This window comes from Massilia arenae, from assembly GCF_008014745.1.
Classification (GTDB): domain Bacteria; phylum Pseudomonadota; class Gammaproteobacteria; order Burkholderiales; family Burkholderiaceae_D; genus Telluria; species Telluria arenae.
Map to the genome: position 1 here is coordinate 30005 of NZ_VPFD01000025.1, position 13501 is coordinate 43505.

Consider the following 13501-nt stretch of genomic DNA (forward strand, 5'->3'; position numbering starts at 1 on the left):
TCTCCTTATTTTGCCGCAGCGCGATGCTGCAGCTCGATGTGGGCCATGCGTTCCACCCAGTCGCCAGTGGCGTCCTGCACCGATTCTCTGATCTCGATGGCGCCCTCGCTCACACGCGTGATGCGCCCATAGTTCTGTCCAATCCGCTGGCCGCTGCGCACCCGGTACAGCGAGCGCTCGACCTGCACCAGCGCGTAAGTCACGCCGCCCTTCTGCATCGTGCCGACCATCCGCATCATGTCGAGCGGGAAGGTCTCCAGCAATTCCTTCGGCCGCTCGAGGTCGGGCTGGTTGGCATTGCCGCTGGCTTGCGCCATACGCGCCATCTCGCCCAGCAGCTTGCCCGGATCGAAGGGATCGGGCGCCTGGCGCGCATCGTAGCCATAGGGCTCGAAGGTCTTCGGCTCCGGCAGCGGCTTGACCTTCGGCACGGTCTGCTTTTCCACCTGTTTCATCCAGGCCCGGGTCTCGCCCACGCCGCCGTCGCCGCAGGCGGCCAAGAGGCCGCTCGCCAGCAACAACGCTGTCACTCGTGCGCGCATCATTTCTTGCCCCCGGTCTTGGCCTTGGCGCTGGTCTTGTCCTTACCTTTGCCCTTGCCTTTGCCCTTCTTCTTCTCGGCCGCTTGCGCGGCGCGCTGGGCCGCCAGTTCTTCCTGGTCGAGGTAGCGGAAGGTCTTGGCCACCGCCTGCATCCCCAGGCTGCCGTCCTTGCCGACCTGCAGGGTCAGGTTGTTCAAGGTGACGATGCGCGGCAGGTTGGCCATGTCGGCGGCGAACGCGCCCATGTCGTGGTAACGGCCGTTCACCTTGATGTCGATCGGCAGCTCGGCGTAGTAGTCGCGCACCACTTCCTGGCCCGGCTTGAACAGCTCGAACTGCAGGCCGCGGCCGACGCCCGACTGGTTGATGTCGGACAGCAGCGAATACATTTCGGACTTGTTCGGCAACTGCTTCTCCAGGCGCACCACGTACTGGTCGACCTGGGCCTTCTGCGCCTTGAGCGCCTCCAGGTTGATCGCCTGCGCCATCTTGGTCTTGTATTCCTCGCGCAGCTTCTGCTCGTCGAGCGCGCCGCGTTCCTGGGCCGCGAACTGGTCGCTCCAGTAAAAATAGTAGCCCAGGCCGACGACCGCCAACAGCACGCCGGCGGCGCACAGCAGGCGCGGCGCCAGCGGCCACTGGCCGGGCGGACGGCCCTGCAGGTCCTGGAATTGCGCCGCCAGGCGGGCGCCGAGGTCTTTGATGTCGATGTTCATGACGTCTCCGCCTCACGCTTGGCCGCGGCCGGCTTATCGCCATCCGCAGCCTCTTCGCCCTCGCTCAGGCGCGCGCGCTTGATCGACACGCCGAGCGTGAACTCGACCACATTGCGACTGGTCTTGCCCTGGGTCAGGCTGATCGCGCGGACCTCGGTCAGGTCCGGGTTCTGCAGCCACGGCGAGCCGCTCGACAGATTGCGCAGCAGCTCGGCCACCCGCTCCTGCGACTGGGCGTTGCCGGTCAGGATCACGCGCTGGCCGTTCTGCTTGACCGATTTCAGGTGCACGCCCTCCGGCGTCTGGCGCACCAGTTCGTCGAGCAGGTGCACCGGCTGGTTGCGGTCGCCCTGCAAGTCCTCGACCGCCTGCTGGCGCGCCTGCAGGGCCGCGATTTCTTCTTTCAGGTTGGTGATCTCGCCGATCTTCTTGTCCAGCTCCGCGCTGGCCTTCTTCAGGACGTCGTTGCGCTGGTTCTGGACCGAGATCTGGCTGGCGTTATAGCCGCCGACCAGCATCACCACGATGGCGCCCAGCACGCCGCCCAGCGCCAGCAGGGCGACGAAGGCGGCCTGCTTCTGCTTGCGCTTGGCTTCGCGGTGGGGCAGCAGGTTAATCCGGATCATCAGCCGAACCTCCGCAGCGCCAGGCCGCAGGCGACCAGGTAGGCCGGGGCGTCCTGGCGCAGCTGGTGTTCGCGCACGCCGGAACCGAGCTGCATGCCCTCGAAGGGCGCCGCGAGGTTGACCGGGAGGCGCGTGCGGCTGGCCACGATGTCAAGGATCCCGGGCAGCAGCGCGCAGCCGCCGGCCAGGTACAGCCCGTCGATCCGCGTGTACGGGGTCGAGGTGTAGAAGAACTGGATGGCGCGCGTGATTTCCAGCGCCGCGCTTTCCAGGAACGGCGCCAGGACGTCGGCGCGGTAGTTCTCGGGCAGGTCGCCCGCCTTCTTGCGCGTCTCGGCTTCCTCGAACGCCATGCCGTAGCTGCGCACGATGTCCTGGGTCAGCGCATTGCCGCCGAAGGGCTGCTCGCGCTCGTAGACCGCTTCGCCATTGAGCAGCACCGACACGTGGGTGGCGTGGGCGCCGATCTGGAACAGGGCCACGATCTGGTCCTGCCGCGGCAGGGCGGCGTGTTCGAGCGCGCTGCGCGCGGCGTACGATTCGATATCCATCACGGTGGCGGTAAGGCCCGCCGCTTCGGCGATCGCGACCCGGTCCTCGACTTTTTCGCGGCGCGCGGCGGCCAGCATCACTTCCATGTCGTCCAGCGAATTCGGGGCCGGGCAGATCACGTCGAAGTCGAGGCTGACCTCATCGAGCGCGAACGGGATATACTGGCTGGCCTCGGACTCGACCTGCACTTCCAGCTGGTCTTCCGACAAACCGGCCGGCAGGATGATCTTCTTGGTGATCACGGCGGCGGGCGGCATGCCGAGCGCCACGTGGCGGGCGCGGGTGCCGCTCTTCTTCCAGACCCGGCGCACCGCCTCGGCGACCTGGTCCATGTTTTCGATATTGCCGTCCACCACGGCGCCGCGCGGCAGCGCTTCGGTGGCGTAGCGCTCCAGGCGCACGATACCCTTGCCGGCATCGGCCAGCTCGACCAGGCGGACGCCGGACGTGCTGATATCGAGCCCGACCATCGGCGGAGTCGATTTACCAAACAAGGAACCCAGATTGATCACCAAATACACCCCTGGCTGCAGAATGGGCTTGAGCGCCCGGAAATTGGATGTTGTCGTAAATAGAACAGCTATTTACTTCTTATAACTTTCTTTTAAAAATCCGGTACTTACGTGCAGCACCGCCACGGATCGTAGCAACAAAGGATGACTGCGGACAAGAAATTTCTGCACTGGAACACCCCGTTTCGGGGCGTGCGCGCCACACTCTGGCGTTTTCATTGCCAGGCCAATATTCCCCTTGAGTTCCGTTAAGCTCTGGCCAGTATCGGGCTCCAAACCGCTGCCTTATAATGAGGCGGATCAACAAAGTGAAAGTCAGCATGAAAGAGAAACAAGCAGCGTCCTCTTCTTCCTCGAAGTTCAGCCCCAAACGCCTGGTCCTGATGGCCGTCGCCGGCCTGTTCGGCCTGGGCGCCATCGGCGTGCTGGTGCTCGTGTTCGCCCTCGCGATGGCCTACCCGAACCTGCCGGCGCTGGACACGATCACCGACTACCGGCCCAAGATGCCGCTGCGTATCTTTACAGCCGATAACGTCCTGATCGGCGAGTTCGGCGAGGAACGCCGCACCCTGGTCCACTTCAAGGACATCCCGGACGTCATGAAGAAGGCCGTGCTGTCGATCGAGGACGACCGTTTCTACGAGCACAGCGGCATCGACTACCTGGGGATCCTGCGCGCCGCCTTCCGCAACGCCACCGGCGGCGCACGCCAGGGCGCCTCGACCATCACCCAGCAGGTCGCGCGCAACTTCTTCCTGTCGTCTGAGCAGACCTTCAAGCGCAAGGCCTACGAGGCCCTGCTGGCCTGGAAGATCGAGAAGAACCTGTCCAAGGACCAGATCCTCGAGCTGTACATGAACCAGATCTACCTGGGCCAGCGCGCCTTCGGCTTCCAGTCGGCGGCCCAGATCTATTTCGGCAAGGACCTGCGCGACATCACCGTGGCCGAAGCGGCCATGCTGGCCGGGCTGCCGAAGGCGCCGTCGGCCTACAATCCCGTGGTCAACCCGACCCGCGCCAAAACGCGCCAGCAATACATCCTGCAGCGCATGCACCAGCTCGGCTATATCAACGACGCCCAGTTCGCCCAGGCGAAGGAAGAGCCGCTCAAGATCAAGACCGACAGCACCGCCTTCGGCGTGCATGCCGAGTACGTGGCCGAGATGGCGCGCCAGCTGGTCTACGAGCAGTTCAAGGAAGATACCTATACCCGCGGCCTGAACGTGTTCACCACCATCACCAAGGCCGACCAGGACGCCGCCTACCTGGCCCTGCGCCGCGGCGTGATGGACTACGAGCGCCGCCGCCCCTACCGCGGCCCCGAATCGTTCATCGACATCCCGGGCGCCAAGCTTGACGCGGACGAGGCGATCGAGGCCGAGCTGGCGGAGCATCCGGACAGCGACAACATCATCGCCGCCGTCGTGCTGCAGGCCTCCGCCACGCAAGTCCAGGCCACCATCGCCTCGGGCGACACGATCACCATTACCGGCCAGGGCCTGGCCTTCGCGCGCGCCTGGCTGTCCGACAAGGCGGCGCCGAACCGCCGCGTGCGCCGCGGCGCCGTGATCCGCGTGATGCAGGACGACGAGTCGAAGTGGCTGATCACGCAAATGCCGGAAGTCGAATCGGCCTTCGTGGCGGCCAATACCGAGGACGGCTCGATCCGCGCCCTGGTCGGCGGCTTCGACTTCAACCGCAACAAGTTCAACCACGTGACGCAGGCCTGGCGCCAGCCGGGTTCCTCGTTCAAGCCCTTCATCTACTCGGCGTCGCTCGAGCGCGGCCTGTCGCCGGCGACGATCGTCAACGACGCCCCGATCAGCTTCGATGCCGGCCAGACCGGCGGCCAGGCCTGGGAGCCGAAGAACTACGACAACAAGTATGAAGGTCCGATGACCATGCGGCGCGGCCTGACCTCGTCGAAGAACATGATCTCGATCCGCATCCTGAACAAGATCGGCGCGCGCTACGGCCAGGAATTCGCGGGCCGCTTCGGCTTCGAGCCGGAACGCAATCCGGCCTACCTGACCCTGGCGCTGGGCGCCGGCGCCACCACGCCGCTGCAGATGGCCGGCGCCTACGCGGTATTCGCCAACGGCGGCTACCGCATCAGCCCCTACCTGATCTCGAAGGTCACCGACAGCGACGGCAAGGTGCTGTCCGAGGCGCGCCCAGCGCGCGCCGGCGACGAGGCCAACCGCGTGATCGACGCGCGCAACGCCTTCCTGATGGACAGCATGCTCAAGGACGTGGTGCGCTACGGCACCGCGGCCAAGGCGATGGCGCTCAAGCGCACCGACCTGGCGGGCAAGACCGGCACCACCAACGACTCGATCGACGCCTGGTTCGCCGGCTACCAGCCGAAGGTGGTGGGCATCGCCTGGATGGGCTATGACAAGCCGCGCAACCTGGGCGCCCGCGAAACGGGCGGCGGCCTGGCGCTGCCGATCTGGATCGGCTATATGCAGAAGGCGCTCAAGGGCGAGCCGAACGTCGAGCGCGAAGTGCCGGCCGGGCTGGTGCAGTACGGGTCGGATTACTATTACGCCGAGACGCCGCCGGGCAGCGGGGTCGAGACACTGGACGTGGGGCCGCCACCGGCGCCGGAACAGCAGAAGGAGCGTGATGCGGTGAGGAACGAGTTGTTCTAAGCAAATTCGTTAGCCTTAAAACCGTCGTCCCCGCGAAGGCGGGGACCCAAGTCCTCCGCTCTGCCATTACGTTTGAAGTAAGTGGTATGCAGGCAAGCTTGGGTCCCCGCCTTCGCGGGGACGACGTTTTTCAGCTAACAAAAAAAGGGAGCCTCAGGCTCCCCGGCATCAAATCAAACCAGAGAAACCTGCGCCCCGCCCTGCTCGCCCGCATACTGCGACAGCGACGCAAAGAACTCGCTGTCATCGCGCGTATTGCGCCATTCGTCGCCCACGCGCTTGTAGTGGTAGCCGCCCGAGCGTGCCGCCACCCACATCTCCTGCAACGGCGCCTGGCTGTTGACGATGATCTTGGAGCCGTTGTCGATGAACTCGATCTCCAGCACATTGCCGCTGCGCTTGCATTCGACGTCGATCACGTCCTCGTCGTTCAGGCGGTCGAAGGCTTCCTCGATCTGCTTGAGGGTCAGGTCGGCAAGGTCCAAAAATTCGGTTTCGGTCATGCTACACTCCAAAATCTGCTAATTAAACCGTGATTCTAATCGTGAAGTCCTCTCTTGCGCTTCTCCCGGCTGCTGTTTTGCTTGCCGCCCTGTCTGGCTGCGGCCAGACCGGCGACCTGTACATGCCGACGCCGCCCACCCGGCCCGTAGCGGCGCCGCCCGTAGCCCCGGTCGACCAGCCAGCCCAGCCCGTCCCTTCGAACAACGCCTCCACGCCCGCACCGCACCGCTAATGTCCTATTTTTCGCACCAAGACGGCGTCCTGCACGCCGAGAACGTTTCGCTGTCCGCCATCGCGGAACAATTCGGCACGCCGACCTACGTCTATTCGAAAGCCGCCCTGCTCGACAACTTCGCCGCCTACCAAGACGCCTGCCAGGGCCGCGACGCCCTGGTCTGCTATGCGATGAAGGCCAACTCGAACCTGGCCGTGCTCGACCTGCTGGCGCGCCAGGGTGCGGGCTTCGACATCGTCTCGGGCGGCGAACTGCTGCGCGTGATCGCGGCCGGCGGCGACCCGGGCAAGACCATCTTCTCGGGCGTCGGCAAGACCGTCGACGAGATGCAGCTTGCGCTGGAAAAAGGCATTTTGTGTTTTAACGTCGAATCGATCCCCGAACTGCACCGCCTGAACGAGGTCGCCGGCAAGCTCGGCATGCGTGCTCCGGTCTCGCTGCGGGTGAACCCGAACGTCGACGCCAAGACCCACCCGTATATTGCGACCGGCCTGAAAGCCAACAAGTTCGGCGTGGCCTTCGACGAGGCGCTGGACACCTACCGCACCGCCGCCAGCCTGCCGCACCTGGACGTGGTCGGCATCGACTGCCATATCGGCTCGCAGCTGCTGGACGACGCCCCGCTGCTCGAAGCCCTCGATAAACTGATCGAGCTGATCGATACCCTGGACGCCGAGGGCATCCACCTGCACCACCTGGACATCGGCGGCGGCATCGGCGTCGACTACGGCGTGGCCGGCGACAAGCCGTCGGTGCCGGTGGGCGACTATCTGGGCCGCCTGTTCGCGCGCATCGACGCCTGGGGCGCGGCAAAACAAGGCGGCCGGCCGATCAAGGTGATCTTCGAGCCGGGCCGCTCGATCGTGGCCAATGCCGGCGTGCTGCTGACGAAGACCGAATTCCTCAAGCCCGGCGCCGAGAAGAACTTCTGCATCGTCGACGCCGCGATGAACGACCTGATGCGCCCGACCCTGTATCAGGCCTGGATGGGCGTGCAGCCGGTGACCCCGCGCGACGGTGAAAAACTGGTGTGGGATATCGTCGGCCCGGTGTGCGAGTCGGGCGACTGGCTGGCGCGCGAACGCGAGCTGGCGGTGGAACAGGGCGACCTGCTGGCCATCATGACGGCCGGCGCCTATGGCATGACGATGGCGTCGAACTACAACACCCGCGGCCGCGCGGCCGAGGTGATCGTCGATGGCGAGGTCACCCATCTGGTGCGGCGGCGCGAGACACCGGCCGAGGTGTTCGCACTCGAAACCATGATCAAATAAAAACAGGCCCGCGCAATGCGGGCCTTTTCAATTTTAGGCGCGCACGGTTTGTGGTTTGCGCCTGACATGCCAGAACACCCGCAGCGCCAGCAGCACGGCCACGATGGCGCCGAACAGGATCGGCTGCGCAAAGTCGCTCTTGCCCTCTTTCATCCACCAGTAGTGCAGGATCGCCAGCGGACCGATCACATAGATCAGCCGGTGCAGCCATTGCCAGCGCTTGCCGCCCAGGCGCTTGATCATCGCATTGGTCGAGGTGGCCGCCAGCGGGATCAGGAGCACGAAGGCGATGAAGCCGACCAGGATGAACGGCCGTTTCACCACATCCGCCAGCATCGCGGCGACGTCGAAGAAATGGTCGAACCACAGGAAGGCGATGAAGTGCACCAGCGCATAGAAGAAGGTGAACAGTCCCACCATGCGCCGCAGCTTCACCAGCCAGTTCCAGCCCGTCAGGCGCCGCAGCGGCGTGACCGCCAGCGTGATGCACAGGAAGTACAGCGCCCATTCGCCGCTGATCCCGGTGATTTCCGCCAGCGGATCGGTAAAGGCGCCGCTCGCCGTCCCCCACACCAGGCGCGCGAAGGGCAGCAGCGAGAGGACAAAAACGGCCGCTTTTACCCACCCGATCTGCTTATTGGAAAGCTGCAACGCCATCAGTAATAGCGTTTCAGGTCCATGCCGGTGTACAGCGAGGCGACCTGGTCATAGCCGTTGAACATGAGCGTCTTGCGCTTCGGCTGGAACAGGCCGGTCTCGCCGATGCGGCGTTCGCTCGCCTGCGACCAGCGCGGATGGTCGACGTTCGGGTTCACGTTCGAATAGAAGCCGTATTCGCGCGGCGCCGAATCGTTCCAGGCGGTGCGCGGCTGGCGACTCGTCAGGCGGATACGCACGATCGACTTGGCCGACTTGAAACCGTATTTCCAGGGCACGACCAGGCGCACCGGGGCGCCGTTCTGGTTCGGCAGCACCTGGCCGTACATGCCCATGCCCAGGAGGGTGAGCGGGTGCATGGCTTCGTCGATGCGCAAGCCCTCGACATATGGCCAGTCGAGCACGCCGCTGCGTAGTCCCGGCATCTGCTTGCGGTCGGCCAGGGTGGTGAATTCGACGAATTTTGCGTTGCCGGTCGGCTCGACCTGCTTGAGCAGGTTCGACAGCGAATAGCCGATCCAGGGAATGACCATCGACCAGCCTTCGACGCAACGCAGGCGGTAGATACGTTCCTCGAGCGGGGCCAGCTTGAGCAGGCCGTCGATGTCGAGCGTGAGCGGCTTGTTGACCTCGCCCTCGATGCGCACGGTCCAGGGACGCGTGACCAGCGTATGCGCGTTCTTGGCGGGATCGTCCTTGTCGAGGCCGAACTCGTAGAAATTGTTGTAGCCGGCAGCGTCCTTGAACGGGGTCTGCTTCTCGTCGGTGGACAGCGCCACGTTGGCGCGCGCCGCCAGCTTCTGGGCGGGTGCGGCCTGGGCGAAGGCTTCGCGGTTGGCCATCTCCCACACGCCGCCGCCGACTGCCGCCGTGGCCGCCATGCGGGCGATGAATTGACGCCGCCCGGTATAGACCTCTTGCGGCGTGATTTCGGATGGGAACGGAAGATCGAGTCCGTTGGGATGACGTTTGAACAGCATGGCTGGCCCCGCGAGCTTAAGAGTCTTCACATTACACGAAGTTCCCTTAAGCCAGCGTTAGGCCACCAACACAGTTAGAGCTCGCCGTAGGAGTGCAAGCCAGACAGGAACATATTGACGCCCAGGAAGGCGAAGGTGGTCACCAGCAGGCCCACCAGCGCCCACCAGGCCGCCACGCGACCGCGCAGGCCGGTCATCAGGCGCATGTGCAGCCAGGCCGCGTAGTTGAGCCAGACGATCAGGGCCCAGGTCTCTTTCGGGTCCCACGACCAGTAGCCGCCCCAGGCCTCGGCCGCCCACAGGGCGCCCAGGATGGTCGCGACGGTAAAGAACGCGAAGCCGACCGAGATCGACTTGTACATCACGTCGTCGAGCACCTCGAACGACGGCAGGCGGTCGGCCAGGATGCCGTGCGACTTGAGCAGGTAGGCGGTGGCGACCATCGCCGCCAGGGCGAAGGTGCCGTAGCCGATGAAGTTCGCCGGCACGTGGATCTTCATCCACCAGCTCTGCAGCGCCGGGACCAGCGGCTGGATCTGGGCGGCGTCGCGCGACACCGTGTACCACAGCAGGAAGGCGACCGCGGCGGCGATGATCAGCATCACGAACGGACCCAGCTGGCGGGTGGCGTAGTGTTCTTCGTAGTACAGGTGGAACATCGCGGTGATGATCGCGAACAGGATGAATACTTCGTACAGGTTCGACACCGGGATGTGGCCGACGTCCGGACCGATCAGGTAGCTTTCGTACCAGCGCACCATCATGCCGACCGAGCCGATCACGATCGCGGCCCAGCACAGGTTGGCGCCGACATTGCCGCCGAACTTGCCGCGGCTGAACAGGCCGACCCAGTAGAACACGGTCGAGAACATGAACAGCGCGCTCATCCACAGGATGGCCGAACCGCTCGACAGCATGTATTTGAGGAAGAATTTCTGCTCAGCCGCCGCCAGGTTGCCGTCGTACATCGAGATCGCGCCCAGCGACAGCACGCCGACCAGCGGGAACAGCCAGCGCATCGGCTTCCAGTACCAGCCCAGCGCCGCGAATACCGGCGCGGTACAGATCAGGATCGCCTCTTCATAGATGTCCATGAAATGGCCGTACTGGATTTGCGCGTACAGGGCCGCGGCCAGCAGCGCGATGCCGTACAGCCAGTCGGCCGCGGTCAGGCGGCGGAAGTAGCCGACCTTTTCCTGGTATTTGTCGGTCGAGCGCGCCGGGGCGCTGTTTTTCGTTTGGGACAGTTCCATCATTTTCTCCAGATCGTCGCCAGCTTACGCCGGTTGCGGCAGCTTGACCGACAATTCTTCGTATTCACGCTCGAAATCGAGTGTCTTGCGCTGGGTGCTCATCGCCATCAGGGCCTCGGCCCCTCCATCTACGTCGCGCACCCAGATCCAGACGCGGCGCTCGCGAATATAGAACATCGCGAACACGCCCAGCGTGAGCAGCAGGCAGCCGAAGTAGACCACATTCTTGCCCGGCGAACGCGTCATCTGCAGCACCGACGCTTTTACTTCGGTGAAATCGTCCAGCTGCAAATAGACCGGGGCGCCGTACAGGAAGCTGTCCGACAAGGCATTGGTGGCCAGTTGCAGGAAGCGACCGTTCTCGTCGGTCGGCTTGGCGGCGGCGTCGCCGTTCTTCTCGCGCGCCACCTGCCACAACTCCCACAACGCGCCGTTGAGCATCTTCATGAAGATGCCGGCCGCCTTTTCCTGCTCGGCCTGCGGGATCTGTTCCAAAAAGCGGGCCACGCCGACGAAACCGCCGCGGCCGTCGCCGCCGGCGAAGATGTCGAGCGTGCGCGCGGCCGAATCCTTCAATTGGCCGGAAAGCAGCCCGCCGCCGCGCTGTTCCGCGCTCAGCGCGCGGCTGGCGTAGCGGGCGGCCGCCTCCTGGCGCGCGACCGGATCGGACAGCGCCGCGCGCAGGCGCATCCAGTCGCCTACGCCGTAGCGCTCGTCGGACGGGATGCGCAGGAAGCTGAAATTCTCGGACGGGTTCGAGCGCACGCCGGCCAGGTAGACCTGGGCGCCTTCGAGGGTCAGCGGCTGCATGTAGTTCATGTACTCGCGCGCCTGGCCCGTGTGGTCGCGCAGCTTGTATTGCACGCTGGGGCCGACGTTTTTCAGGTCCTTGTTGGCGTCCGGATCGGCCGCCGCGCCGGAGGCCTTGCCCAGCGTGGCCGACAACTGCGCATTGAAGCCGATGTTCTTGCCCACCGCGCGCGCATCGTTGCCCTGGGCGACGTTCTCGACGTTGAAGGGGCGGAAGCCCGACCACTCGACGGCATAGCTGTCCTTACCGAACTTGAGCTCGGTCGCGCCATTGACTTCACCTTCGATCGGGAAGCTGGCCGCGCTGGCGCCCGTCATCGGGAAGCCGGTCAGCCGGAGCTTGCTGCCGCCATCGTCGAAGCTCGACTGGTAGACGGCGATGCCCTTGTAGATCAGCGGATGGTTGACCTTGATCGTGGATTCGAATTTATGGCCGTTCTCCAGGTCGTGCACCACGACGTCGCTGGCGAACAGCTTGGGCATGCCGGTCGAATAGAACTCGATGTGGAATTTCTTGAGTTCGATCCCGAACGGCAATTCCTGCACCAGCACGCCGGACGGCTGGTTCAGGATCGCGGTATGGCTGGTCTGGCCCTCGGCGATCGCAGTATTGCCGCGGAAGCTGGGATTGCCCGTGCCCAGGCGATGCTGGGCCGGGATCTCGGCGATCACGCCGCTACCGGTGAAGGGCGTTTTGCCGAAGAACCATTGTTGGACGCGCACGGGGAGTTCCGAATCCAGCATGCCGCCCAGCAGGATCACGATGATCGAGCTATGCGCGAAGATATAGCCGAACTTGTTGCCGGCGCCCTTCTTGGCCGACACCAGGATGGCCTGGTCTTTTTCCACGATCTTGGTGGCATAGCCGGCGTGGCGCAGGCGCAGGGCGCTTTGCTCGGCCAGCGCGGCGCGCGCCAGCGGCGCCTGCCATTCAGCCTTGTGGTGGAAATTACGCAGCGAGTCGACACGCACGTTTTCGCGCCAGCTGCGCATATCGCGCAGCATCTTGGGCGTGTTGCGCACCACGCACAGCGCGGTCGAGACGATCAGCACCACCAGGATGACCAGGAACCACCAGCTCGAATAGACGTTGTACAGGCCGAGCCTGTCGAAAATCTCGAACCAGAACGGCCCGAACTGGTTCACGTAATTGGGCATCGGCTCGTTCTGCTTGAGCACGGTGCCAATGACGGAGGCGATGGAGATGATGGTGAGCAGGCTGATCGCGAAGCGCATCGACGAGATCAGCTCGACCGCCTCGGCCAGACAGCGGCGGCGGGTATTCAGTTCAATTCCGGTGGTACTCATACTCTACAACTTTCATCCTGCGCGAAGGCGGGGCCCGCGCGTGGAAAAAAGGGCGTCAGCTCGATGCTGCCGCCCTCTTCCGTTCATCTCATGCTCATGCGTAGCGCTAAAGCGACACTTTTAGCGTAAGCCGGCAATATAGTCGGCCACCGCACGCATCTCTTCCGGCGACATCCGTTGCGACAGCACCGTCATCTGCGGGCTGTTGGCGCGGCTGCCGGTCTTGAATGCTTCCAGCTGGGCGGTGGTGTAATCCTGGTGCTGGCCGGCCAGGCGCGGGTATTGCGCCGGGATGCCGTTGGCGGTGGCGCCGTGACAGCTGGCGCAGGCCGCCACGCCTTTTTCCGCGATGCCGCCACGATAAATCTTGCGGCCCAGTTCCACGGTCTCTTTATTTTTCGCCGCGCCAGGCTTGTGCGCCTGCGTCGCGAGCCAGGCTGCGATATCCTTCTTCTCCTGCTCCGTCAGCATCTTGGCATAGGTCGTCATGATGGGCTGCTGGCGGTGCGCGGTCGTGAAATCGATCAGCTGCTTGTGTGTATACGTCGCGAACTGCCCAGACAGTTTCGGATTGATCGCGATCGACGAATTGCCGGCCGCACCGTGGCAGGACAGGCAGGACGGCAGGCCGCGTGCGGGATCGCCGTTTTCGTACAGGGCGCCACCTTTGGCTGGATCGGCTTTGACCGCGGTTGCGGTTGCGGCGGACGCCGCCATCGCCGCCGGTAGTCCCCCAAAGACAGTCAGCGAAGTGACCAACAGTGTTTTGAGTAGGGGGGACGTCAACCGATTCATAACTGGCACCTTATAAAGTCAAATTAGAAAGTTCAGTGCAGCGACTTGATCTACCCGCCGATGGGCGGAGCAGCAATCAACCC

Annotated in this window: 13 protein-coding genes; 3 read left to right on the forward strand and 10 right to left on the reverse strand. The window is 64.2% G+C overall.

Annotated features, from left to right (window positions below; genetic code table 11):
• Positions 1–5: 5 nt before the first annotated feature.
• Genes FVD38_RS20030 through FVD38_RS20045 form a run of 4 tightly spaced genes read right to left on the reverse strand, consistent with a single transcriptional unit; the run spans position 6 to position 2948 of the window.
• Complete coding sequence (locus FVD38_RS20030) at positions 6–545, reverse strand: pilus assembly protein PilP (RefSeq protein WP_123068194.1); 540 nt, start codon at positions 543–545, stop codon at positions 6–8.
• Positions 542–1258 (reverse strand): type IV pilus inner membrane component PilO, encoded by a 717-nt coding sequence (locus FVD38_RS20035; protein ID WP_147936446.1) that lies wholly within the window; start codon positions 1256–1258, stop codon positions 542–544. The genes FVD38_RS20030 and FVD38_RS20035 overlap by 4 nt, the downstream gene beginning before the upstream one ends.
• Positions 1255–1884: a PilN domain-containing protein gene (locus FVD38_RS20040; protein WP_147936447.1), complete on the reverse strand. Its 630-nt coding sequence runs from the start codon at positions 1882–1884 to the stop codon at positions 1255–1257. The genes FVD38_RS20035 and FVD38_RS20040 overlap by 4 nt, the downstream gene beginning before the upstream one ends.
• Positions 1884–2948, reverse strand: coding sequence for a pilus assembly protein PilM (locus tag FVD38_RS20045; RefSeq protein WP_147936483.1), 1065 nt, complete (start codon positions 2946–2948; stop codon positions 1884–1886). The genes FVD38_RS20040 and FVD38_RS20045 overlap by 1 nt, the downstream gene beginning before the upstream one ends.
• A gap of 320 nt (positions 2949–3268) precedes the next feature.
• Here FVD38_RS20045 and FVD38_RS20050 point away from each other — a divergent pair, with 320 nt between their 5' ends.
• Complete coding sequence (locus FVD38_RS20050) at positions 3269–5602, forward strand: penicillin-binding protein 1A (RefSeq protein ID WP_147936448.1); 2334 nt, start codon at positions 3269–3271, stop codon at positions 5600–5602.
• Positions 5603–5775: 173 nt separating this feature from the next.
• Here the strand turns inward: FVD38_RS20050 and cyaY are convergent, their stop codons facing one another.
• Positions 5776–6105 (reverse strand): iron donor protein CyaY, encoded by a 330-nt coding sequence (cyaY, locus tag FVD38_RS20055; protein ID WP_147936449.1) that lies wholly within the window; start codon positions 6103–6105, stop codon positions 5776–5778.
• A 41-nt stretch (positions 6106–6146) separates the two neighbouring features.
• Here cyaY and lptM point away from each other — a divergent pair, with 41 nt between their 5' ends.
• Positions 6147–6338 carry an LPS translocon maturation chaperone LptM gene (lptM, locus tag FVD38_RS20060; protein ID WP_147936450.1) on the forward strand — a complete coding sequence of 64 codons (192 nt, stop codon included), beginning with the start codon at positions 6147–6149 and terminating at the stop codon, positions 6336–6338.
• On the forward strand, positions 6338–7615 hold the full coding sequence (gene lysA / locus FVD38_RS20065) for a diaminopimelate decarboxylase (RefSeq protein WP_147936451.1): 1278 nt from the start codon (positions 6338–6340) through the stop codon (positions 7613–7615). Before lptM ends, lysA begins: the two co-directional genes overlap by 1 nt.
• A gap of 33 nt (positions 7616–7648) precedes the next feature.
• On the opposite strand, the gene msrQ is transcribed toward lysA, so the two are convergent.
• The 5 genes from msrQ to FVD38_RS20090 form a co-directional block, all read right to left on the reverse strand.
• On the reverse strand, positions 7649–8272 hold the full coding sequence (msrQ, locus tag FVD38_RS20070) for a protein-methionine-sulfoxide reductase heme-binding subunit MsrQ (protein ID WP_147936452.1): 624 nt from the start codon (positions 8270–8272) through the stop codon (positions 7649–7651).
• Entirely contained in the window at positions 8272–9252 is a 981-nt protein-coding gene (gene msrP / locus FVD38_RS20075; protein ID WP_147936453.1) for a protein-methionine-sulfoxide reductase catalytic subunit MsrP, read from the reverse strand. Before msrP ends, msrQ begins: the two co-directional genes overlap by 1 nt.
• Positions 9253–9326: 74 nt before the next feature.
• The gene (gene ccsB / locus FVD38_RS20080; RefSeq protein WP_147936454.1) at positions 9327–10505 is read right to left on the reverse strand and encodes a c-type cytochrome biogenesis protein CcsB; all 1179 of its coding nucleotides are present in this window, start codon (positions 10503–10505) and stop codon (positions 9327–9329) included.
• A 24-nt stretch (positions 10506–10529) separates the two neighbouring features.
• Complete coding sequence (locus FVD38_RS20085) at positions 10530–12623, reverse strand: cytochrome c biogenesis protein ResB (RefSeq protein WP_147936455.1); 2094 nt, start codon at positions 12621–12623, stop codon at positions 10530–10532.
• A gap of 120 nt (positions 12624–12743) precedes the next feature.
• Positions 12744–13418 (reverse strand): c-type cytochrome, encoded by a 675-nt coding sequence (locus FVD38_RS20090; RefSeq protein WP_123069465.1) that lies wholly within the window; start codon positions 13416–13418, stop codon positions 12744–12746.
• Between the last annotated feature and the right edge of the window lie 83 nt (positions 13419–13501).